Annotated in this window: 18 protein-coding genes; 11 read left to right on the plus strand and 7 right to left on the minus strand. The window is 45.5% G+C overall.

All coding sequences use genetic code 11. The features are described 5' to 3' along the window. Positions 1-58 precede the first annotated feature (58 nt). Together VJL_RS21090 and glgX are read right to left on the minus strand one after the other, a co-directional pair. Positions 59-1780: a sensor domain-containing diguanylate cyclase gene (locus tag VJL_RS21090; RefSeq protein WP_081635019.1), complete on the minus strand. Its 1722-nt coding sequence runs from the start codon at positions 1778-1780 to the stop codon at positions 59-61. A 264-nt stretch (positions 1781-2044) separates the two neighbouring features. Continuing rightward, positions 2045-4003: a glycogen debranching protein GlgX gene (glgX, locus tag VJL_RS21095; protein WP_038881257.1), complete on the minus strand. Its 1959-nt coding sequence runs from the start codon at positions 4001-4003 to the stop codon at positions 2045-2047. 445 nt (positions 4004-4448) lie between these two features. Between glgX and VJL_RS21100 the strand changes: the two genes are divergently transcribed. The 5 genes from VJL_RS21100 (at position 4449) to VJL_RS21120 (ending at position 11134) form a co-directional block, all read left to right on the plus strand. Next, positions 4449-5723: a maltoporin gene (locus tag VJL_RS21100; protein ID WP_038881260.1), complete on the plus strand. Its 1275-nt coding sequence runs from the start codon at positions 4449-4451 to the stop codon at positions 5721-5723. Between the two features lie 102 nt (positions 5724-5825). Further along, entirely contained in the window at positions 5826-6635 is an 810-nt protein-coding gene (locus VJL_RS21105) for a MalM family protein (RefSeq protein WP_038881262.1), read from the plus strand. Between the two features lie 328 nt (positions 6636-6963). Beyond that, complete coding sequence (locus VJL_RS21110) at positions 6964-7470, plus strand: hypothetical protein (RefSeq protein WP_038881265.1); 507 nt, start codon at positions 6964-6966, stop codon at positions 7468-7470. 88 nt (positions 7471-7558) lie between these two features. Then, positions 7559-9181: an alpha-amylase family glycosyl hydrolase gene (locus VJL_RS21115; RefSeq protein WP_038881267.1), complete on the plus strand. Its 1623-nt coding sequence runs from the start codon at positions 7559-7561 to the stop codon at positions 9179-9181. Positions 9182-9514: 333 nt separating this feature from the next. Next, positions 9515-11134 carry an endonuclease gene (locus VJL_RS21120; protein ID WP_038881269.1) on the plus strand — a complete coding sequence of 540 codons (1620 nt, stop codon included), beginning with the start codon at positions 9515-9517 and terminating at the stop codon, positions 11132-11134. Positions 11135-11276: 142 nt separating this feature from the next. Here the strand turns inward: VJL_RS21120 and pulA are convergent, their stop codons facing one another. Then, the gene (gene pulA / locus VJL_RS21125; RefSeq protein ID WP_038881271.1) at positions 11277-15266 is read right to left on the minus strand and encodes a pullulanase-type alpha-1,6-glucosidase; all 3990 of its coding nucleotides are present in this window, start codon (positions 15264-15266) and stop codon (positions 11277-11279) included. A 515-nt stretch (positions 15267-15781) separates the two neighbouring features. On the opposite strand from pulA, the gene VJL_RS21130 reads away from it, so the two are divergent. The 6 genes from VJL_RS21130 to pdxY all read left to right on the plus strand — a co-directional run bounded on the left by VJL_RS21130 (position 15782) and on the right by pdxY (position 23191). Then, positions 15782-16987, plus strand: coding sequence for a tetratricopeptide repeat protein (locus VJL_RS21130; protein WP_038881273.1), 1206 nt, complete (start codon positions 15782-15784; stop codon positions 16985-16987). 472 nt (positions 16988-17459) lie between these two features. Beyond that, positions 17460-17906: a helix-turn-helix domain-containing protein gene (locus tag VJL_RS21135; protein ID WP_038868929.1), complete on the plus strand. Its 447-nt coding sequence runs from the start codon at positions 17460-17462 to the stop codon at positions 17904-17906. A gap of 432 nt (positions 17907-18338) precedes the next feature. Next, the gene (gene speF / locus VJL_RS21140) at positions 18339-20519 is read left to right on the plus strand and encodes an ornithine decarboxylase SpeF (RefSeq protein ID WP_038868931.1); all 2181 of its coding nucleotides are present in this window, start codon (positions 18339-18341) and stop codon (positions 20517-20519) included. A gap of 63 nt (positions 20520-20582) precedes the next feature. Next, a complete protein-coding gene (gene potE, locus VJL_RS21145) occupies positions 20583-21893 on the plus strand; it encodes a putrescine-ornithine antiporter (protein WP_038868932.1) in 1311 nt (436 codons plus the stop codon). A 138-nt stretch (positions 21894-22031) separates the two neighbouring features. Further along, positions 22032-22214: an AbrB/MazE/SpoVT family DNA-binding domain-containing protein gene (locus tag VJL_RS21150; RefSeq protein WP_038868933.1), complete on the plus strand. Its 183-nt coding sequence runs from the start codon at positions 22032-22034 to the stop codon at positions 22212-22214. 107 nt (positions 22215-22321) lie between these two features. Then, a complete protein-coding gene (pdxY, locus tag VJL_RS21155) occupies positions 22322-23191 on the plus strand; it encodes a pyridoxal kinase PdxY (RefSeq protein WP_005429237.1) in 870 nt (289 codons plus the stop codon). A gap of 89 nt (positions 23192-23280) precedes the next feature. On the opposite strand, the gene VJL_RS21160 is transcribed toward pdxY, so the two are convergent. The 4 genes from VJL_RS21160 to VJL_RS21175 all read right to left on the minus strand — a co-directional run bounded on the left by VJL_RS21160 (position 23281) and on the right by VJL_RS21175 (position 26508). Next, positions 23281-23775 (minus strand): hypothetical protein, encoded by a 495-nt coding sequence (locus VJL_RS21160; RefSeq protein WP_038881275.1) that lies wholly within the window; start codon positions 23773-23775, stop codon positions 23281-23283. Between the two features lie 169 nt (positions 23776-23944). Next, entirely contained in the window at positions 23945-24622 is a 678-nt protein-coding gene (locus tag VJL_RS21165; RefSeq protein ID WP_038881277.1) for a 3-oxoacid CoA-transferase subunit B, read from the minus strand. Next, positions 24622-25275: a CoA transferase subunit A gene (locus VJL_RS21170; protein ID WP_038881366.1), complete on the minus strand. Its 654-nt coding sequence runs from the start codon at positions 25273-25275 to the stop codon at positions 24622-24624. Before VJL_RS21170 ends, VJL_RS21165 begins: the two co-directional genes overlap by 1 nt. A 27-nt stretch (positions 25276-25302) precedes the next feature. Then, entirely contained in the window at positions 25303-26508 is a 1206-nt protein-coding gene (locus VJL_RS21175) for an acetyl-CoA C-acetyltransferase (protein ID WP_038881281.1), read from the minus strand. Positions 26509-26573 lie beyond the last annotated feature (65 nt).

Raw genomic sequence — 26573 nt, forward strand, 5'->3', positions numbered from 1 at the left:
AATAAAAAAAGCCATAGCGATATCTGCTCTGGCTTTGTCTTTTTTCGTAAGAAATTCGCTATGCTGCTTTGAGGTGGCAGACGCGATTCTTGCCCAATCTTTTTGCTTGATAAAGTGCTTTGTCAGCTTGCTCCACTACATGGTGATAGCTGGTTTCTAATGGCGTAAACCCAACACTTGCTGTAAATCGCACATCGCCACAACCCAATGTGAGATGGCTTCTTTGCAACGCGGTTAGGAAGTTATCCAGCTGATGTTTGGCATCAAACTCGTCATTGGCTTGGAACACGATGGCAAACTCTTCACCACCATAACGCGCTAAACAAATCCCTTTTGGTTTAGGGAAGCAATCGCGCATCACTTCTGCAGTCTTTTGGATGACTAAATCGCCCACTGGATGACCGAATTTATCGTTGATGTATTTAAAATTATCAATGTCGACCATCGCGATAAAACGGTTCTCTGAATGAAGCTCTCTCGACACTTTTGCTGCCAAGCACGCTTTGTTTTCGAGTTGCGTCATTGGATCTTGATGGCGCAAACGGTCATGCAATTTCAGGTTTGCCAACGCTACTTGGGCGTAGTTTTGAATCAAGCTCAGTACGCATTTGTAGGTTGGGAATCGGCAACTGACGTAAGTCACGCCAAGCAGCTCTCGTCCATCAAACAATGGAATACAGTAGTGGTTACTGTTGATCTTGAGCTTTGTCGTCAGCTCGTCGCCGTACTTCTTCGTTCGGTAAGTCAGCGCGCTATGAGAAAAACGCGCAGCGAGTTCCGCTTCGGTTAACACCAGCTTTTTGTTGCCGTGATAATCGAGGGTGTAGAAGCTGTAATTCAAGCTGTCGTAGACACAGAACTGTATGCCTCTGTGGTAGCAAAAGCGATCCAAGACATGCTTGAGCTGGGTTTTGAACTCACCAACGCTCTCCGTGCCATTTAGGCAGGCTAAAGACAAATGCAGTTGGTAAGTGAGGTAGTTGATTCCGATGGCGAGTGCGAGTAGAGAGGCAATGACACCGGCGGTTAGCGTGAACGGATAACTGCTGTTGAGGATGTCGGCACGGTCTGTCCCTGCGACAAACACCCAGTTTAAGCCGTTGTCTGCATCGAAAACCGAAATTTTAAAATTATCTTGGTAATAGTATTCGTGTTTACCAAACAGTAAGCCCGACGCGACTTTATCGCTGATACCGCCATGATAACTCACTGAATAGTCACCGATGCGGCTTGGATCTGGATGGAATACCAAGCGTTCTGTATCTCTGTCTACGACAAACACATAACCTTTATTCAATGTTTTAAGACCACGCAATTGTTGAGTGGTATGAAGAAGATCGAACTCAAGCCAAAGTTGGTATTTCAGATTTGGGTTGGCGTGCTTGATGGCGAATACCCAGCGTTGCTGTGGGTTTTGGTACAGCGAAGAGATAGAGAATTTATCGCTGACAGTATCCAGTTTGTGCCATTGAATTGCGCTGGTGTCTGGTTGTTTTATTTGACCAGATAGGCCATAAGCGATGCTGTTGTTGGATGTGGTATAGAGGATATTGGAGTATTGCGGAGAATAGTCGATGATGCCTTGGCTTAGTTCACGGAAGTCAGGATCATTGAGGTCTTGTTTGCTTGCTTTTAATGCGGTCTCTAGAAGGTAGAATTTGCTGAAAGCCGCTTCGATTTGGGAGTGTATCAACCGTTCTGCAGTGATGATATTGGTCTGTGATTGCCGATAGACCATCGACTCGGAATCGACTAACTGAGCGTAAGCCAGATAGACCATGAAGCCTGCGAGTAATAGCAAGTAAGGCCGCAGAATGCGGATTAAGAATTTAGGTAAAGCCATATGCCAAATAACGTTGTATATATTATAAATGTGATTTGGCTAACAATATTAGATTAGTTTCACTTGTGCATCAATGCGTATGGTGTGCTATTTGAGCTGATTGCTGTTTATGTATCCGAAACGTCGATAAAACAAACCCAGCTTACGGCTGGGCTTGTCAAAACTTGTAGGAATAAGCTGCATTTCTGTCAGGTAAGCTTTTTACTCTGGTTGATAATGCAGAATTGCCATTGAAGTCGGAGAAAGCAGTACTTCGCCCTCGGCATGACCAGGATTGAGGTTACGCACATTGGTATCACACACGGTCACCCACTCTTGACCACGCTCATTTGGTAGCTTAAATCGCGCAGGTGCGTTGGTTTTGTTGATCAGGTAAACCAACTCTTGCCCTTCCTTGCCGATGCCTAAATGCAGCGCCACAGAGCTTAAACGGTTCCAATCGTCGTGCTCCATCAAGCTGCCATCAATACGACGCCAGAAGATACGGTTGTTATTGCGATTCTCACCACTGAACGCTCGAATGAATGGCACCATATACTGATTACGATTAGCGACCATTTGTGACATCCACACTTTGAAGTGCTGTTTGCGTTCTGTGCTCGACCAATCTAGCCAACTGGTTTCGTTATCCTGACAGTAAGCGTTGTTATTACCGCCTTGCGTGTGCGACAACACATCTGCGGTTAGGATATGAGGGATACCAAATGCAAACAACAAGCTCGCCATTAAGTTACGCTTTTGTTTTTCACGCGTGGCGATGATCATCAGGTTTTCGGTTTCGCCTTCCACGCCATAGTTTTCAGAGCGGTTATCACCGTGGCCGTCGCGGTTTTCTTCACCGTTCGCTTCGTTGTGCTTCTGTTTGTAAGACACTAAATCTTGCAAGGTGAAACCATCGTGATACGTGATGTAGTTGACCGTGAGTTTGTAAGGCCAGTTTGCTGCGCTGTAGATATCACGAGAGCCCATCAAACGAGTCGCAAATTCTTTTAGATAGCCTTGGTCACCGCGCCAGAAGCTGCGAGAGATGTCGCGCAGTTTATCGTTACATTCGTTCCAACCAAATGGGAAGTTACCCACTTGGTAACCGTTAGGACCGATATCCCAAGGTTCGGCGATCAGCTTGGTTTCGCGAAGAATTGGGTCTTGTGCGACCGCTTTAAAGAACGCTGCTTCTGGATTGTAATCGTCGCCTTGGCGACCTAGCGTTGCTGCCAAGTCAAAACGGAAGCCATCGACTTTAAATTCACTCACCCAGTATCGCAGCGTATCCATAACGAGATTCAGTGCTGGCTGGTAAGTTAAGTCGACTGTGTTGCCACAACCAGTAAAGTTCGCGAAGTTCTGACCATGTTTGATGTAGAAACGTGAGTCGAGCGCTTTTAGGTTGAAGATCGTTGAGCCTTCACCGCCTTCCGCCGTGTGGTTATACACCACATCAAGAATCACTTCGATGCCGTGTTTATGTAGCTCGCGGATGGTGGTTTTGAGTTCGGTTACCGCGTTTTTTTCTGCATAGCGAGGATCTGGCACCATGAACAAGTATGGGTTGTAACCCCAATAGTTCACTTTATCCATCTTTAGCAAATGCGGTTCATGCATACACGCTGCGACAGGTAGCAATTGCAACGTATTGATGTTTTGCTGCTTGTAGAACGCCAACATTTCAGGTGAAGACAAACCTAAATAACGGCCTTTTGTATCGCTTGGAACTTCAGGGTTTTGCTGAGTGAGTCCTTTAACATGAGTTTCAAACAACACCATCTCTTCTCGTGGTATGCGAGGATGATCGATGTCTTGCCAATCAAAGTTGTCTTCTATGACGACACACTTTGGCATATCGAAGCTTTTTGCAGGAGAAAATGGAGGCTGGTAGTGAAGGGCTTTATCAATCGACTTTGCATAGGGATCGGAGATCAGCAAAGGTTCGTCTTTGTGCGTCACCACATAGCCATACTTTTGCCCCGGTTTGATGTCAGGGATAAAAGTATGGCGAATGCCTGCATATTCGCCTGGTAAGTCGTGAAGCTTGTAGCTACCGTCTTCCGCAAATAGCGCAAGTTGAATGTCTTTACTACTCGGAGCATGAATAGAGAAGTTACAACCTTCTTTATTTACGGTTGCACCGAGTGGGTATGGGCGAGAGTGAAGTTGTGTCATCAGCGAATCTTTTTTTAATTTTATTGCTACCTTTAAGAAACTATAAGTAAAAAACTTTGTCTTACTAAGGTCAACCACCTTATATCGAAAATTATCACTGTAATTAAATTACTTTCTACGACCTATTTTTGACAAAAATATGAAATGGCTATCACTTTGTAGCGGCCATAAACTGAAGAAACTTACTAATTCCTCCCTAGATTGGTGATCTGACTCGAAAAAACACCATTCGGTATATTTTCTCATCCCTTCTCATCCCCCCTAAATTAGTTTGGGGTGGAGGACGTCATCCTTGTACTCCTTGGGTAATCTTAAGACTGTTGAAACAAACGGGGACTTGTTCCCATCTTACCTCTCTTTCTTTTGGTGCGTTTTTACTGCCTATATTCACCAAAAAGAGCGAGCAGGGAAGACAGAATTATAAATACCCTTAATGGAGTTAAGAATGAAAAAAGTAAGTGCAATTGCAGCGGCTGTTGCTGCAACTTTAGCTGCTGGTTCTGCGTTCGCAGTGGATTTCCATGGTTATATGCGTGCTGGTGTTGGCGTTAGCGCTGACGGTGGCCAACAAGTAACATTTGAAAAGAACAAAATCGGTCGTCTAGGTAACGAAGGCGATGTATACGGTGAAGTTCAACTAGGTAAAGAAGTTTACAACAACAACGGTAAAACGTTCTACGTTGACTCAATGTTTGCAATGACTTCTAACGGTTCAAACGACTGGGAAAGCACTTCTGCTAACTGTGGTCTTGACGGCGCTGGCGATGTTAAATGTGTTGATGATGCACAATTCGCACTACGTCAGTTCAACGTTCAAGCTAAAGGTGTTCTAGATTTCGCTCCAGAAGCGACTCTATGGGCAGGTAAGCGTTACTACCAACGTCACGACATCCATATCTCTGACTTCTACTACTGGAACATCTCTGGCGCAGGTGCTGGTATCGAAAACATCGAAGCTGGTCCAGGTAAACTATCTCTAGCATGGGTTCGTAATGACCGTTCTGACATCGCTGACCCAGGTAACGATGGCGGTGACGCAAACGTAAATACACTTGATGCGCGTTACGCGGGTCTTCAAGTATGGGATAACGGTTCTCTAGAACTAGGTCTAAACTACGCGCTAGTTAACGAAACTGACGCTGCGCCAAACAGCACTAAAGATGCGAAAGATGGCGTAATGTTCACAGCTGAATTGACTCAAGGTCTAGATTCAGGCTTCAACAAAACTGTAATTCAATACGGTACTGAAGGTTACTCTAAAACAATGGCGTTTTACGGTGACGGTAGCTGGTACGGTGCAGAAGCAAACAGTGGCGCATCTGGTTACCGCCTAATCAACTGGGGTGTAATCGGTATGGGTGATAGCTGGGAACTTGGTCACCAACTTGTTTACGGTGTAGGTGAAGACATGTGGGACGGCCAAGACAAATGGGAAGCAATGTCTGCTGTTGTTCGTCCAATGTACAAATGGGATGACAACCACAAAACTATCTTCGAAGCAGGTTACGCTATCGATGATAACGACGGTGCAGAGAACAAATACGGTAAGCTAACAGTTGCTCAAGCATGGTCTGCTGGCTCTAGCTTCTGGGCTCGTCCTGAAATTCGTCTATACGCTTCTTACCTAACAGCGGATAAAGACGACAACTCGAACACATTCGACAACGGTCGTTCTGACGATACATTCCAGTTCGGTGTACAAGCTGAAGCTTGGTGGTAATCATCTAGCCACTAAGTCCTAAATTGTCCTAGAATGATACAGCCAGAACCTTATCTGGCTGTATTTATTTCAAAAAACAATAATGAGTCGAGGTAGACGGTAATGAAAAAATGGCTTGCTCCCGTACTGTTGGGAATGTTGGCTACAGGTTGTACTTCTGTAGAACAAGTCGATATGAGCCCGAAAGGTCAGCAACAAGTGATCACGCAATCGGGCGACATTCAATGGGTACCAATTGATGTGCCTGTGGTTACTGAGTTCGCTTTGACTGACAAAAGCCAAATGCTGTTAGATGGTAATAGCGCTGGCGCAATTGCAGCGTTCGCGTTACCAGGTAATCGTGGCAGTCTAGATATCAAACTAGAAACATTCGTAAACAAAAATCTAGAGTTTTACGCACCTAATGTCGTTGTTATGAACACGGCTGGCGAAACTATTTATCAAGCAGATTTCTCAAAGTTTAAGTACGAGCCAGCAAAACTGTTGGATAACGATAAATTCGTACTTGAAATGAATGTGATTCCTGACATGACAGGTAACGACTTGCATGTTTTGGTTTACACGACTTCTTCTGATCTCAAAGGAAGCTCAGAAGTTCTTCACCCTGCAAAAGCCTTCGCTCTGGCAAATCACACTCAGCCGCCAGATATTGCAGATCCTCAAGCAAAACACAGCCCACTCGGTCAGTTCCGTTTTTCAGTATCCGCGAATGATATCGTGAATACTAAGATTGTCGCGAAGAACGACAATATTCCGCAAGGTACAGACTTAACCAGTTACTACCATAATGCCATCAAAGCAGCCGTCGAAGCGGATGATATCCCGAAAGCTCTGACGCTTCTCGATGAGGCAAAAGAACTGGGCATTGAAGGTGCACAAACTGTATTTGTTAAAGCGGTAAATACCAAATAAATGAATAAAAAAGGTCAGCAAATTGCTGGCCTTTTTTAATTGCTTTTAGAACGATAAAACTCACCCCTACATATAGTTAGCTTATTCACAAATTTATTTGTTTTACTTTGTTTTTCATATTTAACAGATCAATAATTAAAGTGTGTTCCTAACCTTACTCGTCATCGATTAGGAAATAATTAAACCTCTCAAAGTAATCTGGCTCAGCAAGATAGAGAACAATATTCTTTATCGCTAGTTTGGTATTTTGTTCTTTTTAAATATTAACTTTATCCAGATTGGTGAGTTTGTATTTACTTTGGAATATTAAAAAGGAATTAACGTGAAAATGAACATGATGAAAACTTCACTTGCTGCTGCCTTACTTGTTGCTCTTGCTGGTTGTCAATCGACAGCAGAACCAGAAGGTGCTGCTGAACCTATTGTTAATCTGTCTCAAGACGAAGTCGTTGCTTTCATGGCGGCTTGTGACAACCCAGATAGCACGGCGAAAGGCCCAATTTCTAAACCTCTGTTTGTTGTCGGTACGTTTGCTGATTCAGATTGGAAACATGTACCTCAACGTAAATACACTTACAAAGGCAATAACTTCTATCAAGTTGTGACGCAAGAAAACGCAGGCTCTTTCAAAATGCAGTACGCGACTGAGTTGTGGTTCCCACAATTTACCGCGAAAGGTAATCGAATGAATGTCGGTGAATTAACGCCATTAACATTTGGTGGTTACGGCACAGATACTTCGGTTGATATTAAAGAAGATGGAAAATACGTTTGGAGCCTTCAATTTGAAGGAAAAGGTAAGCCACTTCACGTAATGGTAAATAAGTGCCAATAATATTCCATTCAGTTATTTGAAATTTATTTTTATTTATTAACCCCTGCATGGGAAACATGTTGGGGTTAATTTTATTTGGGAGAGTTAAATGCGCAACGTACGATATAAAAAACTATTTGGCCAATCGCTTTTAGCCTTGAGTGTGGTTGGTGTTTTATCCGCGTGTAATTCCTCTGGTGGAAGCGATAATGGCAGCACGCCACTTCCTGATGCAAGTTATGCTTGCCAAGCGAATGTAATGGAGCAAAGCAACCAACTTCGCACCTATCAAATCATGGTTGAGAGCTTTGTTGATGGCGATTCGAGTATCGGCCATGGCACAGGTTACGGCACCAGTCATCATAACGGTGATCTTCAAGGGATTATTGATTCGCTCGATTACATCCAAGACTTGGGCATGAATGCGATTTGGTTGACGCCAGTTTTTGAATCGGAAGCCATTGATGGACAAGAATATTGGGCCGATCGTTTGGATGCAACGGGCTACTTTGCTACGGACTATTTTAAGATTGATCCTCGCTTTGGCGATTTAGAAACGGCGAGAACCTTAGTTGATGAAGCACACAAACGCGGCTTGTATGTTTTCTTTGATGGCGTGTTTGGTCATCACAAAGAAGGGTTGATTAAGCCGTCTCCATCGGGTTTATTACCTTCTGGTTCGAGCAATCCGGTCGACTACCCAGCAAGCTTGGATTTCTATAAAGAAGTCGCGACTTACTGGGTCAAAGAGCTAAAAATTGATGGTTGGCGTTTAGACCAAGCGTACCAAGTTCCAACCGACGCATGGACACAAATCCGCAAAGCGGTGGATGAAGCCTCACAGAGTGTGACTTACACCAACGTGGAAGGTGATCAAGTGAATCCTCTGGGTTACATGGTCGCTGAAATCTGGAAGGGCGAGTCAGAAATCGCGAGTAATGCATATGGCGCGGCTGACGATCCTGCGCTGTGCTCTGCATTTGATTTCCCAATGCGCTATCGCGTTGTGGAAACACTGGCTGTCAATGAGAGCGGTGTCGGCGGTCGTGGTGTGGATTGGTTAGACAATGGCTACCAAACACACAATCAATATCCTTCTCATGCTCAACCAAACTTGATGATTGGTAATCACGATTTGGTTCGCTTTGGTGACTTGTTGCAACGAGGCGGATTAGCGGATGTGAACGATGCTGAATACTGGCAACGCCACAAAGCCGCGTTTGCATTCCAAGCGGCTTACACCGGACCAATCACACTCTATTATGGAGATGAAATCGGTGACCAAGTTGATGGTTTTGACGCAAAAGAAGACAACAATACGTGTGCGGTTCGTGGCGTGTGTGATGACCATGTCGCGCGAAGCAGCGCCAAGATCGAAGGCGTAACAGCAACCCTAGATGCCAACCAAGTTGATCTGAAAAACTACGTTAAGTCATTGATGACTATGCGTGCTGCTCATCCTGCTTTGTATCAAGGCAGCCGAACTAACTTGGTAGCAAGTAATGGCAGTTATGTGGACTTGAAAGTATCTGGCGATGACCAAGTCTTATTTGCTTTGAATACCTTTGAGAGTGCTCGCAACATAGTGCTGACAGAAGCGCAAGTCGGTAGCAATCAAGCGCTGGTGGATTTAATCACTAACCAACAAATCACACCAAGTAACGGGCAATACCAGATCCCGATGTCATCATTACAAGGGCGCTTCTTCAAAGTGAGGCAAAGCGGACAATAAGTTTTCCCCATTCATCCAAAGCCAAGTGTTGCTGCTGACCCCCATAGGCGCACGCTTGGCTTTTTTCGTCTCATTGTCTAAGGTGCCGTTCTTTCTTGTTCTTCGGTGGCGATATTGCACGTCGAATTCCAGCTTTCCTTTCTAAATCTATTTGTGTTATATCGAACATTCACCGCTAAAAATTGAAAGAAACAGTACGCAGTTTGTGAGATGTGCTGCACGATTATGAGAATATTCACATTCATGCAAAGTAAAAGTGTGATTTAAGGCTTACTCATGTGTAATTGTTATGTTTATCTTTTTGTGGATTTATATAACTAATGGAAAATTATAATGAAATCCATAACGAAACCCCTCTGTCTATTACCCCTTATTTGCTCTCCATTCGCGTTCAGTCACGTTCTTAATGGCGACTTTGAACAGTGGAATGGCAATGCACCAACGCAGTGGTCTGTGATTGATTCCGGCATTGCTGTTTCACCGACCAGTGACCCGCACCAATCTGGTGGCCTTGCGGCTCAAGTTATCGTAAATACAGGTACCCAAAGCAACACCGACTTTTTGCAAACCATTAATGTGGAGCAAGGGAAAACCTACCCATTTTCTGTCGCGGTTTATCATACGGAAGGTAATGTTAAAGCGCGTTTGGTGGTTGATGGATACCACAGCTACTCTAACCCTCAGCAAACCAATCAGTGGCAACAACTCACGCACAGTTACACTGCATCATCAAACAAAGCGATCAATGTCGGGTTACGCTTTTATGATGAGTCGGGTTTTGACGGTTCTGAAGTCGTTTATGTCGATAACTTTCAGCCAAACCAAAATGGTGGTACTCAGCCACCGGTAGAAAGCTGTAATGACAACGAAGTGTTATTGACATTGAACACCGATAGCTATGGCTCAGAAACGAGTTGGGAACTGAAGGACAGCCAGTCAAAAGTGTTGTTTTCAGGCCAAGGTTTCGAATCTTCGAAAACTTACGAAAAAACCATGTGCCTAGCGAACGGTGATTACCAGTTTACGATCAGTGACAGTTATGGTGATGGGATTTGTTGCGGTAACGGCAGTGGCTCATACGCCTTAATGTTTGGCCAAACCACATTAGCGTCTGGTGGTGAATTCACGAAATCTCAAACCACAAGCTTTACTCTTGGTGGTTCAACGACGCCTCCGCCAGTGGTTGGGGAATACTATAAAGCCGCAGAAGGCAAAACAGGTTTTGAGTTGAAAACAGCGCTGTTTAACATCATCAAGGATCACACAGGACGCGGTTACTCAGCGATTTGGACCTTAGTGAAAGACGCGGACATAGACACCTACTACGAGAAAGATGGCTCCATTCTCGATATGTATTCTGAAAAACCATCTGGCAGCGATACGGTGAGCTTTACCAAGGTCACTGACCAATGTGGCCAATACAAAACGGAAGGCGATTGCTACAACCGTGAACACTCATTCCCTAAGAGCTGGTTTGGTGGCAAGGTTGAACCGATGAACTCGGATGGTCACCACCTATTTGCAACCGATGGCTATGTGAATGCGAAGCGCAGCAACTGGCCATTTGGTGAAGTGGGTAACAGCACTTACGTATCTAGCAATGGCTCAAAAGTTGGCTCAGCAAGCTCTACTTTGGGCTATTCAGGAACAGTATTTGAGCCTATTGATGAGTTCAAAGGTGATTTTGCTCGTGCGTATTTCTACATGGCGACGCGCTATGAAAACGTCATTGGCAACTGGGAAAGCAATTCTAGCAGCTCTGACGCGGTATTGAACGGCACGAAAACGACCGTCTTTGAACCATGGATGCTGAACATGTTGAAACGTTGGCACAAAAACGATCCTGTTAGCGCGAAAGAGATCAGCCGTAACCAAGCGGTGTTTGAATTCCAAGGTAACCGCAACCCGTTTGTGGATCACCCTGAGTTTGTAGAGATCATTTGGGGAAACTAACCCCATAGTTAAAGCAAATCGTTAGAAACAACAAAGCCGCCATCGTCACTGTTCGAGCGGCTTTTTTAATGCCGTTTTACAGGCACAAAAAAGGGGGAGGTTTTACCCTCCCCAAGCTAGCACATGATTGCGCCTACTGTTTTTAGTTCTTAGTCACCGTCACGATTGGTGCGGCTTTATCAGCTGCGTTGAAGTGGAAGTTGTAGTTTCCTGCTTCTGCAATTGTGATTTTAAGGTTTGCACTGTCGCCACCAACATCCATGGTGACTGCTGCGCCGAGCTCTACATTGCCTTCCCCACCGAAGTTGGTGTCACCCGCCCAATCCGCACTTGCGATTTTCATTTCGTAGCTACCTGCTGCTAGGTCGATGTCTAAAGAGTAAACATCGGCGGCTACGTAGTTGAACTTCGCGCTTGAATCTTCAGCTGGCGTATCCCAAGTAGTGATCGTGCCGCGTAGGAAGAGTGAAGTTTCACCAAACGTTGGTGCGTCTGCCGCTTTCGTTACAGAAACAACCGGTTTGTCAGCTGAATCGCTTTGCTCATGAATTGCATTTAGAACGAAGGTGTATTTGCCTGTTTCAGTAACGGACAATGCACAGTTACCTTCAGTACCCAAGTCTAGAGATCCAGAAGCTTGTTCTGCGTAATCACAGCCAAAGTTTGGTGTACCCCAGCTATCATCAGCAAACTTAAAGCCGTAATCACCAGCTTCAAGTACACCCGTTACCGAGTACATACCGTTGCCAATGAATGACATTTCCCATTCTTCTGATGGATTCCAACCGTTCATGTCACCACGAACATAAACCTTGGTTTCACCGTAAGGAGGAATGCTCGATACGTCTTTGTTATCTGTATCAACAGGCAGACCAGCACCTTGTGCGTTACCTTGAGGTTGTACAAATACCGCTGTTGTAAGTGCCGGAACCGTGAAAGTCTCACCGGAGAAGCTTGCACTCTTAACGGTCATGTCAGCCGAGTTCTTCTGAACGTCATGCAGTTCGAAACCCGTTGCGCCCTCAATTTTGAAAGATTTCTCTTCTGCTGTTGAGTTCACTACCGCGACGATGGCGTCGTAGTTTGTATCTAGATTTGCACCAGCTGACGTACCGTCGTCAATAGACATCACAATCAAGCCTTCAACTTGGTCTTTGCCTACGTTGCGGAAATCAACGCGGTTCATGACCTCTTGAGCGGTATCTAAACGGAACAGTTCGCTTGAGCTACGGATAGTTAGTAGTTCTAGGAATTGTTGTTTAGTAAGTTCAATATCAGTCGAGTCTGGTTTTGCTGTGCCATCCGCAACGATGGTTTTGATTAGCTCCCAGTTCGCGCCGTCTTTGTCTTCACGAGGTAGGCCTACGTTCCAGTTGTTGTCGCTACCGTCGAAGTAAACACGGTTGAACCAGTCACCTGAATCGTAAGAGTCACGCTGCATTGATTTAGAGCGTAATAATTCTGAACCCATGTGAATGAACGGAATACCTTGACCAAGCATTACCGTCGATAGAGACACCGTTTGCATACGAGCGCGCTCAGCGGAAGAAGTGCCAGTCGCAATCTTGTAAGCGTTGTTGTCCCAAAGGGTTTGGTTATCGTGCTTAGATACGTAAGAGATGTTCTCAGAAGGCATCTTAGTGTAGCCCGCAGGTGCACCGTTGTAGTCTACGTTCTTACCAAGCTTCGTATCCCCTTTGTAATCGAGTAGAACGAATTCTGCTAGGTTGCCAGCCATGCCTAAACGAACGATATCTTGGTTGTGTAGACGACCGTTTACTGAATCTGCATCTGTCTTTGTTTCTTCGTTCGGGTACCCTGCGTTACCAAAGCCCTGGTTGAAGCGAAGTGGGTGTTTACCTTCAGAGTCCATGCCGCCATCGAATGGGCTACCACCACGGACCGCATCACGTAGACGGTCAGAGAAGGTACCGATTTCTGTGCCAGCCATATTTAGCTGTGTTGCTTGGTCGAAGCGCGCGTTGTTCGCGACTTCACCGAAGTCCCAACCCTCGCCGTAGAACAGCGTATTAGGATCAACCTTACGTACTTGTTCTAGCGCGTACACCATCACGTCTTTTGGTTGGTGGCCCATCAAGTCGAAGCGGAAACCATCGACTTTGTAGTCATCTGCCCACACAAGCAATGAGTCAACCATCAGTTTACCCATCATTAAGTTCTCAGTTGCTGTGTTATCACAACAAGTTGAGTTCTCAACGCCACCTGTGTTGACGTTCAGACGGTGGTAGTACCCTGGGACGATTTTATCGAGAACTGACTTGTCGTTTACGCCAGATGCGTTGGTGTGGTTGTATACCACGTCCATAACCAGCTTCAGATCCATTTTGTGCGTCGCTTGCACCATTTCACGGAATTCAAGGATACGTTTAGAACCGTTTGGATCAGTCGCGTAGCTGCCTTCTGGCACAGTGTAGTGGAATGGGTCGTAACCCCAGTTGAAGCTGTCTAGCATGCGTAGATCGTTCATCAGAGCTTGTGCAGCACCTGTTGCTGGATCGTAGCTGTTTAGGACATCTTCAATCACTTTTGCATCGTCTTCGGTTTCACAAACAGAGGCTTCAGGCTTAATGCCACATAGCTTGCCTACCGTATCCGTGATATCAACGCGTTTAGCTTCGTTTTCATCAACGGTTGCGATATCGAAGGCAGGAAGAATGTGAAGCGTTGTTAAACCAGCATCTTTCAGGGCTTGAAGGTGAGTAACAGATTCACGCTCAGCTTCCGTCAACGCAAGGTATTTGCCGTTTAACGATTCTGTGCCTTTCGTGTCACTAAAGCTAAAATCACGTAAGTGTGATTCATAAAGGACATGGTCTTCGTCTTTTTCAACCGTTGGGCGATCGTAATCATTCCAGCCTTGTGGTTGCAGGCTAGCACTGTTTAGATCCACAACTTGTGAGTAAAGCGAGTTTTCAGAAAGGCTTAATGAATATGGGTCAGTCACAAGGCGCGTTTCTACCACACCTGTTGTTGGGTGATAAACCTTCACTTCGTAGCGGTAGTATTTATTCAGTGCATCGCTTTGCGCTTCAGAAGCCCAGATACCAGTAGTTGGGTTTTCTGTCATCGCAACGGTGGATTCTTCTTTCAAATCGGCATCGTAGATGATCAGGTCAACGTCTTGCGCTGTTGGTGCCCAAAGTTTGAATGTTGCTGCATTGCCTTCAACAATGGCACCAAGTTCCTGACCAATGGCGTTACCTGCGTCTGCATCTGCGAATACCGCATCAAGCACACCTGGCTTTTGGACTTCAGTGGCAGAGATAACATCGCCACTTGCGTTGTATGCCACCATCACGATTTGTGACTTCAGAATAGAGCGTAGCGTATCAGAATCCACATCAATGCCTGCGGCTTGTAAGCTCGCAAGGTGACGGAAACGAGATTTCAGTTCTTCAGACAGGTCTCCTGCTTTCGTCAACTCAACGGCTGTACCGCCAGAAATCTGCTTGTCTTCGTCCATCTTGATGTCGTTGGTCAAGCTGTAGAATAGCTTCATCGAGTCGGCGTTTGCTGCCGCTTCCCAAGCGATAGTGTCGGCATCTAACCAGTGTGCTTTCTGGCCATCAATATCAACAGGACGATCTGCAATTGGCTCATAGTAAAGCTCACTACTGCCGTGGAAGCCGAATAGACCTTGAGACTCACCCAGTTTGGTTAACTCCACTTTAGAGTTCGCGCTGCCAAAGGCTTTTTCATCGCCTTTGTGCAAGATGAAGTTCATACACTCGTGTGGGTCTGATGCGTCAGGGTTCACTTTAAGTACGTAGTAAGCGCCGTAAGTTTCGCTGATGCCTTCGAACGAAAGCGGTGCTGCCCAATCCGTACCGCCGTCAGCGATCCCCATTGCTTCTAGGTCAGTACTGGTACAGCCTTCGCCATTCCAAAGGTGTAGGCCCCAACCGTCGTAATCACTTGCTGTTGAAGCCGAAGCAACATCGCGTTTGTAATAGATGACAACTTCGTTCTCTCCCGCAGGGTGAAGGCCGGAGCCAGGGTTCGTAGTGTCATCGCTAGAGCTGTCACTGCCACAGCCGCTGATCACTGCTACAGAAAGTAGAGGTAGCACGGTTTTGGCAATCGCTGATAATTTAAATGTTTTATTGTCCACGTTTACAAATCCATTGTTATTGAATTGAGAATAGATTGGGCAAGATGCCGAAAAGGAAATGTTCAACTAAATGCTAATACACTGAACTATCAGCAAAATGTGAGAGCAGGCGGTTAAGTTTTTTACAAGAGAAAATTTTCTATCACACTAGATTTTGTTCACAAATTAAATAATAAAACGAGCGCATAGTGAGATGTTAAGCACAGCCTAAAAATGTAAATTTCTATAGGAGGAGATCGGGGGGATGATAGGGGAGGAGAATGTCTAAGCCCCAAAACTGTGATTAGGTTCTATAAAAGCAAGGGTGATATTTTTCTTTAAAAAATAAGTTTAGATGATATTGAATAAATTGCCCTCACAGTAAAATTGTAAACTTCAGATTTTGCCTACATGGTCGTTATATAATAAAGGCGGTGTACAGTGGAATGATTGCTTTCACACCCAAATTAACAATTTTCTAGATTCCCCGAGCTACGGGAAATCCTTATGGGCCCTGACCTAAAAAGAGGCTATTTATGAGTAGTATGGGCATTGCCATTGTGGCAACTGGCCTTTCACTCGTCCTGATATTTGTGTGGATGATCTCGTTGTCGATGCGTAAGCAACGTCTCGAGACCGAGAGGAAAGCTCGTGAAGCGGCATACCGCAAAGCGATGCAGAAGGCGCGAGAGCAAGAGCGTAAAGAACGTGCGTTTAAGGCGGAAACGGGGCATATCCCGACCATTCTTTATTTAGCAAAAGAAGCGGAACGAGAGAACATTAAACAGGCGCTCTATTGGTATGATAAAGCGGCCAAGTTAGATAATGTCACTGGTATGTACGGTGTAGTAAGACTTGCCGAACGTATGCGTGAAGATGTGATCTTAAGAGAGCAGGCAAACTTCTGGCGTACGGCTATTTCGGGCATGGAAGGCGATATCGATGCGAAATTCGCGACCGGAAAAGCGCTCGTATTTGGGCGTGGTACAGAGAAAAACATTCCTAAAGGTCACCAATTAATCGAAGAAGCTGCCGATGAAGGCTGCATTCCAGCCATGCTGTATATGGGCGAATGGCAGTTGTCACCAGAAAACACATCAGGTCAGCGGGCTGATGCGTTGTTTTGGTTTATGAAAGCTGCAGAGCAAGACAGTGCTGATGGCAAAATCCAAGTAGGTCTATGCTATCTCAATGGCATTGGTACTGAAAAATGTATGGTCAAAGGCTGTTATTGGTTAGAAAGAGCGGCGGAAAGCGGCAGTGCAGAAGCCATGTTCCATGCAGGTGAAGCGTGGAAAGACACTGGCAAAACAGGTAACGCGATTGCTTACGTTTGGTTGTTCTTGTCTGCGAACATGGGTTATGAGCCTGCGAGAGTTGTACGTGATGAGGTTGCCAGCAACATCGGTGTAGATGTGGTGGTTGGCTTACAATCAATTGCTAAACCGCTACAAAGAAAGTTGGCTTCTGGCGTGGTGAAAAAGCACTCAATCATCAGAGCCTTAAACAAGGTTTACAAGCGTGAGCCGTATTTCCCTGGAGAAGAAGAACTGAACGAGTTGCTTAATGAAGAGCATCATGAAGAAGCAAACGTACCTGATGGGATGCCAGAGTTAAACTTCGAAAGCGAAGTGTCCGCACAACAAGAATTTGCGCCTCCACCAAAACAACCTTCCAAAGAAGTGCTCGATTTTACGCAAAACTTCTTACAGCCACAGAATCTCAACAAGCCTCATTCGTGAGGCTTTTTTATCACTCAAATTCTTCTTTACTCTATCGATTGCATAATTGTTGGGTGATCTTTATGCAAAGCTTCAACAGAATTCTACCTGTCACCGAGCTGTTGGTATATAAATCGACAAATAGAGGGAAATCCCCCCTTGCTGAAAATACATGAATTAAGCTCCAATCCATTATTATTGATTAGCTCATATCATGGCTATGAAATTACTTTGTTAGCTTAAATTATTTTTAGTTAACTAGAACCATTACTTTAACTAATATTTGCTATTAAGAATTATATTATTAAATCTTAATTTCTATTTTTGTTACTAAGTGAATGCTATTGATCTTTAATTAAATTGAGCGCAAGATACCAAAAATAAAAATAGCGCATACTCTGCGTATAAATACAGTCGGAAGTAACCTGTTATTATCCTTTTCAACATAAAAGAGCAACGTCGTGCTCTTTTTGTTTCTATTAGAGATTTGTGTATGTTGAGAATCATTAGTGCAGATAAGTTCATCTCTTCAAGGTTTATCTTGGAATACAGCAAAGTGGAGTTTGCATCTTTGTTGGGTGTTTCCGTAGCTAAGATAACCAATATAGAGAATGGCAAATCTTCGATTCCCCCGGTGTACGATTACGCCATCAATCATTTGCTCAGTGAGCATCCGTTTAAAGATAGTGCAGTGGACGCCTTGTGCTCCCATGAGACACTTAACTTCGCTCGTCGTGTTGACGTAAACAGTAAGGTTCAGCGTCTTTCTTGTAAGCGCTGTGACAGTCGAAGGTTACACGTTATGGCTGGTATGAGTGGTTTGTATTTTGTCGAATGTATGGACTGCAAGCACACCATGTATTCGTCTGGTAACGCGGTGAAACGGTATCAATTGTGGTCAAATAACGGCGTTAAACTCGATAGCCATTTGTTCGATTAGACTTGAGCTCGAAGAAAGCACCAAAGAAAAAACAATAACGTGAAAAGCCATCAGCAGAAATGTTGATGGCTTTTTGTTATAGTTTATAAATTGTTAAATATAAGCGTATTTATTGTGTTTGTTATTGCTAATAAATCAATCTAGTTAAATATAGAGTGATGAAAATCGCAAAATTTTATTTTCTTTTGATTCCTTTTTTAATAATAACTGGTGAGGTCACATAATTCTTCACCTGAATTCAATTTAAACCAAAATTCAATATCATTGGCTTATTGAAAGGAAAGTGATAAAGATCGCGAAATTTTATTTCGAGAAAATAAGAGTTATAAATATGAACGAATAATCACGAAATTTGGTTTTTTAATTTTAAATATTAAATCCATTTGTAATATCTGTCTTATCGTTTTTACAGAACAAATAAGAGATATTTCAATGAAACGTTTAATTATCGGTGTTAGTAATTACATGCCAGAAGACTTCAGTTTATTATCTGAATCTTTGGATGAACAATTTAACCGAACTTTAAAACCGCTAGAGCATGTCGAATTAACTGACGTTGGCGCTGCAATTATTACTTCTTCAGATATTAAGGCTGGTCTACACAAAATTATTTCTGAGACGGGTTATGGTATCCCGGTCTTCTTAGTAACAGATGAAAATCCGGTCTCCGCCGACGATTATGTCTGGTTAACCGGTGTTATTGATCTAGAAAGACAATCAATTGAATACTACGGTCGTCAAATCAATGAAGCGGTGACCAAGTACGAATGCCGCCTATTACCGCCTTTCTTCAAACAATTGACTCACTATGTGGAAATGGGCAATTCTGCATTCGACTGCCCAGGACACCAAGGCGGTCAGTTCTTCAAAAAACACCCAGCGGGTAAACAGTTCTACGATTTCTTCGGTGAAAACCTATTCCGCAGTGACTTGTGTAACGCGGATGTTGATTTAGGTGACTTGCTGATCCACGAAGGTTCTGCTCACCAAGCTCAAGCGCACGCAGCAAAAGTGTTCAACTCCGACAAAACCTACTTCGTACTCAACGGTACTTCGGCTTCAAACAAAGTGGTTTGTAACGCGTTAGTGACCGAGGGCGACTTGGTGATGTTTGACCGTAACAACCACAAATCAAACCACCACGGTGCGTTAATTCAAGCGGGCGGTACGCCAGTTTATCTAGAAACGGCACGTAACCCTTGGGGTTTTATCGGTGGTATGGATGAGCACTGTTTTGATGAGGAATACATTCGCGCTCAAATTGCGAAAGTATCACCAGAGCGTGCGCGTGATGAACGTCCATTCCGTCTTGCGATCATTCAGTTAGGTACTTATGACGGTACGATCTACAACGCGCGTTACGTGATGGATAAGATTGGTCATCTTTGTGACTACATCCTATTTGACTCTGCATGGGTAGGCTATGAGCAGTTCATTCCTATGATGAAAGACTGTTCTCCATTGCTACTGGATCTGAAACCAGAAGATGCGGGTGTGATCGTGACTCAGTCTGTTCACAAGCAACAGGCTGGCTTCTCTCAAACCTCGCAAATCCATAAAAAAGACCACCATATTAAAGGTCAGGCTCGCTACTGTAACCACAAACGCTTCAACAACGCGTTTATGATGCATGCGTCAACCTCACCATTCTACGCGCTGTTCTCTGCTCTAGATGTGAACGCGAAGATCCACGATGGTGAAGCAGGTCTACGTCTATGGCGAGATGCAGTTAAGACAGGTATCGAAGCACGTAAAGAAATACTGAAAAGCTGTGAGCTGATCCGTCCATTCATTCCGGATGAAGTTGAAGGCCAGCCATGGGGTAGCTACGACACCGATCTTATCGCAACCAATAAGAAGTTCTTCATGTTCGAGCCAAATGCAAGCTGGCATAAATTCGAAGGCTACGGTGAAGGTCAGTACTTCGTTGACCCTTGTAAATTGCTACTAACCACAGCTGGTATTGCAGAAGATGGTAGCTACGCAGACTTTGGTATTCCTGCAACGTTATTGGCGAACTTCCTACGCGAAAACGGCATCATCCCTGAGAAGTGTGATTTGAACTCTATCTTGTTCCTGCTTACTCCAGCAGAAGATATGGGCAAGATCCGTCATCTTGTGGCGCAAATCAACCGCTTCGAGAAGTTCATTCGTGATGATGCACCGCTAAACATCGTGCTGCCTCGCGTTTATGAAGCAAACAAAGAACGCTACCGCGGCTACACCATCCGTCAGCTATGTCAGGAAATGCATGACATGTACAAAGAGCTGAATGTGAAACAGCTACAAAAAGCGATGTTCCGTAGCGAATACTTCCCAACCATGGTGCACAAACCAGATGTGGCAACACGCAAATACTTCCGTGGAGAGTGTGATTACTTACCACTTAAAGAAGCGGTAGGCCGTGTCGCAGCAGAAGGCGCGCTTCCTTACCCTCCTGGCATCATATGTGTGATCACTGGTGAGGTTTGGACACAGCACGTTGTCGACTATTTCTTGTCTCTAGAAGAAGGCATCAACCGATTCCCAGGCTTTGCACCAGAGATCCAAGGTGTGTACCTAGAAGACGTCAATGGCCGCACCACCGCCCATTGTTACGCCCTAAAAGATTAATCTACCCGTTCGCACCGTGCGTGAAAACCGCGGTGCGAACCGTTTATTCGTGGAGAATAATTTATGAGTACTGAAACCAAAAAAATGTCGGTGGTGCAACTTACCATTCTGACGTTCATTAACATGGCTGGTTCGGGCATCATCATGTTGCCAAGTAAGCTAGCGCAAGTAGGCACCATTTCGATTTTGTCTTGGTTGATTACGGCTGCTGGCTCTTTGGCTCTCGCGTATGTGTTCGCAAAATGTGGTCGCTTTAGCAAACGTGACGGTGGTATGAACGGTTATGCGTCGTACGCGTTTGGTAAATCGGGTGCGTTTATGGCGGGTTGGACCTACGGCTTATCATTGTTGATTGCCAATATCGCAATCGCCATTACCTGTGTCGGTTACGGCTCAGCGTTTTTTGAAGTGACTTTGTCGCCAGTAGAAACCTGTCTGTACACCATCGCTATCCTTTGGATTTGTACCTTCGCTAACTTTGGTGGTGCGAAGATCACAGGTCAAATCGGCTCGTTTACGGTCTGGGGCGTTATTCTTCCTGTCTGTTCTTTGGGCATTGTTGGTTGGTTCTACTTCAGCCCAACTATGTACATCGAAGCGTGGAACCCACACCACCTACCATTTGGTGAAGCGGTAAGTGCGTCGATCGCGATGACACTTTGGGCATTCCTAGGCCTTGAATCGGCTTGTGCAAACTCAGAAGCGGTAGAAAACCCAGAGAAGAACGTTCCAATCGCAGTATTGGGCGGTACGCTGATCGCGGCAGTGGTTTACATTGTTTCAACCAACATCTGTTCTGGTATCGTGGCGAACTCTGAGCTTGCTGCTTCTACGGCGCCATTCTCAACGGTATGGACAGTAATGCTAGGTTCTACTGCAGGTAAAGTGGTTGCGGGCATGGCAGTGCTAGCTTGTGCGGGTTCACTACTTGGTTGGCAGTTCACCATCGCGTCGGTATTTAAATCGTCTTCAGATGCGGGCTTCTTCCCGAAACTGTTCTCAGAAGTTGATAAACGCGGTACGCCAATCAAAGGTATGCTTGCTATTACAGTCATTCAATCCGTCTTGTCGCTTATGACGATCTCTCCGACGTTGAACGAGCAGTTTGAAGCATTGGTTAACCTTGCGGTTGTGACTAACGTTATTCCTTACATTCTATGTATGGGGGCGATTTTCATCATGCAAAAAGTGGCGCATGTACCTGACCGAGAAATGAAAACCACCAACATCATCGCTTTGGTTGGCTCTCTCTACAGCTTCTACGCGTTGTATGGTTCTGGCTATGAAGCCATGATGTGGGGCTCTATCGTTACCTTCCTAGGTTGGAGCGCTTATGGTCTGATTGCTTCTAAGCATGAACCGCTAGTGAACTAAGTTTTTTCAATCGAGCCTTCCCATACGCGGTGTGGAGGGCTCTTTTGTTTTTATCCATTTGGCAGATTAAGGACACAAAAGAAAGTTACTCGCCACTCGTAACGTGAAAACTCATTTTCGACAATTGGGGGACGAAAGATGATTAGCCAACCTGTTAAGATCGGTGACGATACCGTCGTAGTCATTCCAAGCGTGATCCTGAGCGAGCTCGGGATAAGGGAAGGGGACACCCTCGAAATTGCGCTCAATAAAGACAAAATGGAAATTAAGAAAATGGTACTGAAAACCAGCTCTCCAACCGATTCCAGCGAAGAAGGCTAGAATTGAGTTAGAGAATCTTGGTTTGTCGGATACACTACTGGTTTCGCAAATCTGGCGCTCGCCGCTGTCTTTGAACTATTGATAACAACAAGAAGAGGTCTGGTACTATGCAAGGTATCCTCTCTATACAATCTCATGTTTCTTTTGGTCACGCTGGTAACAGCAGTGCCGTTTTCCCAATGCAACGCATGGGTTTCGAAGTGTGGCCTATTCACACGGTTCAATTTTCTAACCACACCCAGTATCAAGAAGGCTGGACGGGTCGTGCGTTTTCGGCTGATGACATCAGCGAATTAGTTCGTGGTCTTGGCAACATTGGCGCGCTAGAGAAGTGCCAAGCGGTTCTGACTGGTTACCAAGGCAGTGCTGAGCAATGTCTGGCAGTAGAAGATACCGTCACTAAAGTTAAACAAGCGAATCCAGAAGCGCTTTACGTATGTGACCCAGTGATGGGCGCGCCAGACAAAGGCTGTATTGTTGCGCCGGGTATCGCAGAAAACTTGTTGAATCGTCTAATGCCAATGGCGGATGTGATCGTGCCTAACCAGTTCGAGCTAAGCCAATTTGCAGAGATGGAAATTCACACGTTGGATGACGCGATTAACGCTTGTCAGCGTGCGCTAGCAAAAGGCCCTAAAGTGGTGTTGGTGAAGCACCTTTACTGCTTGTCAGATGACAGCTTCAATATGCTGCTTGCGACACCAGAAGGCACTTACCTAGCGAAGCGTCCTCATTTTGAATTTGCCAAAGCACCGGTAGGCGCTGGCGATTTGATCTCGGCGATCTTCACTGCTGGCCTATTGAAAGGTTGGACGCCAAAACAAGCGTTCCAACACTGTCACGATGCTTGCTATGGCGTACTTAACGCGACTTACCAAGCGGGTGAATGGGAACTTCAAACCATTGCAGCGCAACAAGAGTTTGTAGAGCCAAGTGCGCACTTCCCATTGGAAGAAGTAACACTCAGCCAAGCGTAAATTCAGGCTGTAAGCAGTAAAAAGGGAGCATTGAGCTCCCTTTTTGATTTCTATAGCCTGTTCTACACAACCACAACGTTAAGTCTGTCCTAACAGCGAGAGGTATCAACCTTAAAGCTGTGTCCATCAGCGCCTTTTCCATCCAAGCGGTAATACGCATAGCATTTGCCTACCATGAGCGCTTCTGGTGATTCGTCATTGCCATACCCAACCATGGAGTATTGATTGTTCTCGATGAAGACTAAATCTGTCTGTTTCATCTCATCGGTGATGGTTAAGTTATCGAAGAAGCTGACCTGCTCACCGCACTCACTTTGGGTTTCTGGGTAGCCATTGTAAAACTCTTGATACCCAGCAGCGGTTAAGACGCATTGGTCTGCCCCGTGGTCTTGCTTAAAAGCTTTCGCATTCTGATTGAGAATAGAAACGTGATACTGCATGTCGGCAAAGATCACTTGAATGGCGGCTGTGCGGGCATCAGAAGTTCGTTGGTTGGAGTGATAAACGGCATACGCAGTTAAGCCGCCGAGCACGACAGCCGTTAGCAGCCACTCTTTTGACGAAAATCCAGACAACAATCTCATCGGTTTTTACCCTAAATACAACTCAACCATGCGCATAACAGGGCGGGATTCTACGCATGGTTTGAGGGAATTTTAAGGGCAAACTGCGTGTTTCAGAAAAACCTGACACAAACTTGAAGAACGATCAAATTATGAAGAGAGGAGCATATTGCTCCTCTTGCATTTAGAGTTAATTTGGTGTCGGCATTGGAATAAGGTTAGGCGATACAATCAGTTGAGCTTCCGTCGCCGCTTGTACCTCTTCAACGGAAAACTCTGGCGCGAGTTCGGTCAGCATCATGCCTTTATCGGTGATCTCGAATACACCCATCTCGGTAACAATCAAATCCACCTGACCCACTGCAGTCAGCGGTAAAGTGCAATGTTTGAGTAGTTTCGGATTGCCTTTCACCGAGTGTTCCATGGCGACAATCACTTTCTTTGCGCCGACCACAAGATCCATCGCGCCGCCCATTCCCGGGACCATTTTGCCCGGAATGATCCAGTTGGCAAGATTGCCACGTTCATCCACTTGCAGCGCACCAAGTACGGTTGAATCCACGTGACCGCCACGAATGATGGCAAAAGAGTCGGCGCTGTTAAAGTAACATGATCCTGCGATTGCTGTGATGTTCTGTCCGCCTGCATTGACCAGGTCAGGGTCGATTTCTTCCTCAGATGCCAGTTTATCAATGCCAATTAAGCCATTTTCCGCTTGCAGTAATAGCTCGACGTCTTTGTCTACTTCATTGGCAACCAGCGTTGGTAGACCTATTCCTAGGTTAACGATGTCGCCATCTTGCATCTCTTGAGCAACGCGCCATGCAATGCGGCGGCGAACGACTTCTTTATCTAATTGTGCAGTCATTAGTTGTCCTCCACTAAGATGTAATCGATGTACAAACTTGGGGTATGCACGGCTTCGGGTTCAATGTCGCCCAATTCCACAATCTGCTCTGGTTCCACCACCACGGTTTCTGCCGCAGTTGCCATTAAAGGGTTAAAGTTTTGAGTGGTTTTGCTGTAAAAAACGTTGCCTCGACGGTCAACTTTTGAACCACGAATCAGCGCTAAGTCGGCCTTCAGTGGCATTTCCAAGAGATACTGTTTGCCATCAACTTCAATCACGCGTTTGTTCTCTGCGACTATGGTGCCAAGCCCGGTTGGTGTTAGTACGCCACCCAAACCCGCGCCAGCACTGCGAATGCGCTCTGCCAATGTACCTTGAGGAACCAGCTCTACTTCAAGTGTGCCTTCGTTCATTTGCTTGCCCGTTTCAGGGTTGGTGCCGATGTGTGAGGCATACAGTTTCTTCACCCGTTTTTCCGCGATGAGTCGACTAGAGCCACGACCCGGTGAGCCTGTGTCGGTACTGATTAAGGTAATGTCTTTGATGTCTTTTTTGATCAGCAAGTCAATCAAACGCTCTGGGGCTCCCGTCGCCATAAAGCCACCAATCATGATGGTCATGCCGTCGTGTAGTAGGTCTCCAATTTGCTCGGTAGTGGCTGCTTTTTTCATGTTTTTCGTGTCCATGAGAGGCTCCTTTTAGCAACGTTTTAAAATCAACGCCGTGCCCATGCCGCCGCCGATGCAAAGTGATGCCAAACCGTAATCGCGGCGAGTGCGTTGTAGTTGATAAATCAAGGTGGTCACAATGCGGTTACCTGATGCACCGATTGGGTGACCCAGTGCAATGGCACCGCCACTTAAGTTACTGCGTTCTAGCAGCCACGCTTCATCTATATTGTGTTGCTCGGTAAGAGAGCGAACCACGCCAAGTGCTTGTGCAGCAAACGCTTCGTTAAGCTCAAAAACGTCGATATCTTCAATCGCCATTTCGGCTTTGGCTAAGGTATTGGCAATCGCAGACACCGGACCTAAGCCCATCACCTCTGGAGCGATAGCACCTTGTCCGTATTCGATGAGTTCAGCTATTGGCTTGAGGTTGTGGCGTTTCACTGCGCTTTCGGAAGCGAGCAAAATTGCGGATGCGCCATCGTTAATACCGGATGCATTGCCTGCGGTAACGCTGCCTTCTTTATCGAATGCAGGGCGCAGCGCCTGTAGACCTTCAAAGGTGCTGTCGGCTTTCGGATATTCGTCGTTCTTCACTTCGAATTGGCGTTTGCGATCCACAATGGTAATTGGCGCAATTTCTGCTTCAAAACGACCATTTTCTATCGCGCTGACTGCTTTACGTTGGCTTTGTAAGGCAAAGGCATCCTGATCTTCTCGGCTGATTTGGAATTGCTTGGCGATGTTTTCTGCCGTAACACCCATGTGGTAGTTGTGGAAGGCATCCGTCAAACCATCTTTGATGATGCTGTCTTCTTGGATTTGATGACCCATGCGGTAGCCGCGACGAATCTGGCCAGAAGAGACATAAGGTGCGTTAGACATGCTCTCCATACCGCAAGTAAGCACTAACTCAGCATCGCCCGCCCTAATGTGGCTTGCACCGTCCATGATGACTTTCATGCCACTGCCACAAATCATATTGAGGGTGTAAGCGGGAACGGATTCTGGAATGCCTGCCTTCATTGCGGCTTGACGACCCGGTCCCATGCCTGCGCCTCCAGTCAGTACATTGCCCACAATCACTTCATCGATTTGTTCTGGTGCAATATCCACTTGCTCCAAGGCTGCCTTGATGGCATGAGCGCCTAATTCCACACCGGACAATGACGCTAACGAGCCATTAAAGCTGCCAATTGGGGTGCGCTTTGCCGCCACAATAAAGATTCGTTCCATACCGCAGTTTACTCCGTAATCGTTCTGTCACAACCAGTGTAGGGAGTGCGATGTGCTCGCGATAT

The sequence above is a fragment of the Vibrio jasicida CAIM 1864 = LMG 25398 genome, assembly GCF_000400365.1.
GTDB lineage: Bacteria > Pseudomonadota > Gammaproteobacteria > Enterobacterales > Vibrionaceae > Vibrio > Vibrio jasicida.

Coding starts and splice junctions, on each gene's coding strand:
- VJL_RS21090 (WP_081635019.1), bottom strand. CDS start 1,780: ATGGTCTATCTGGCTTACGCTCAGTTAGTCGATTCCGAGTCGATGGTC.
- glgX (WP_038881257.1), bottom strand. CDS start 4,003: ATGACACAACTTCACTCTCGCCCATACCCACTCGGTGCAACCGTAAAT.
- VJL_RS21100 (WP_038881260.1), top strand. CDS start 4,449: ATGAAAAAAGTAAGTGCAATTGCAGCGGCTGTTGCTGCAACTTTAGCT.
- VJL_RS21105 (WP_038881262.1), top strand. CDS start 5,826: ATGAAAAAATGGCTTGCTCCCGTACTGTTGGGAATGTTGGCTACAGGT.
- VJL_RS21110 (WP_038881265.1), top strand. CDS start 6,964: ATGAACATGATGAAAACTTCACTTGCTGCTGCCTTACTTGTTGCTCTT.
- VJL_RS21115 (WP_038881267.1), top strand. CDS start 7,559: ATGCGCAACGTACGATATAAAAAACTATTTGGCCAATCGCTTTTAGCC.
- VJL_RS21120 (WP_038881269.1), top strand. CDS start 9,515: ATGAAATCCATAACGAAACCCCTCTGTCTATTACCCCTTATTTGCTCT.
- VJL_RS21130 (WP_038881273.1), top strand. CDS start 15,782: ATGAGTAGTATGGGCATTGCCATTGTGGCAACTGGCCTTTCACTCGTC.
- VJL_RS21135 (WP_038868929.1), top strand. CDS start 17,460: ATGTTGAGAATCATTAGTGCAGATAAGTTCATCTCTTCAAGGTTTATC.
- speF (WP_038868931.1), top strand. CDS start 18,339: ATGAAACGTTTAATTATCGGTGTTAGTAATTACATGCCAGAAGACTTC.
- potE (WP_038868932.1), top strand. CDS start 20,583: ATGAGTACTGAAACCAAAAAAATGTCGGTGGTGCAACTTACCATTCTG.
- VJL_RS21150 (WP_038868933.1), top strand. CDS start 22,032: ATGATTAGCCAACCTGTTAAGATCGGTGACGATACCGTCGTAGTCATT.
- pdxY (WP_005429237.1), top strand. CDS start 22,322: ATGCAAGGTATCCTCTCTATACAATCTCATGTTTCTTTTGGTCACGCT.
- VJL_RS21160 (WP_038881275.1), bottom strand. CDS start 23,775: ATGAGATTGTTGTCTGGATTTTCGTCAAAAGAGTGGCTGCTAACGGCT.
- VJL_RS21165 (WP_038881277.1), bottom strand. CDS start 24,622: ATGACTGCACAATTAGATAAAGAAGTCGTTCGCCGCCGCATTGCATGG.
- VJL_RS21170 (WP_038881366.1), bottom strand. CDS start 25,275: ATGAAAAAAGCAGCCACTACCGAGCAAATTGGAGACCTACTACACGAC.
- VJL_RS21175 (WP_038881281.1), bottom strand. CDS start 26,508: ATGGAACGAATCTTTATTGTGGCGGCAAAGCGCACCCCAATTGGCAGC.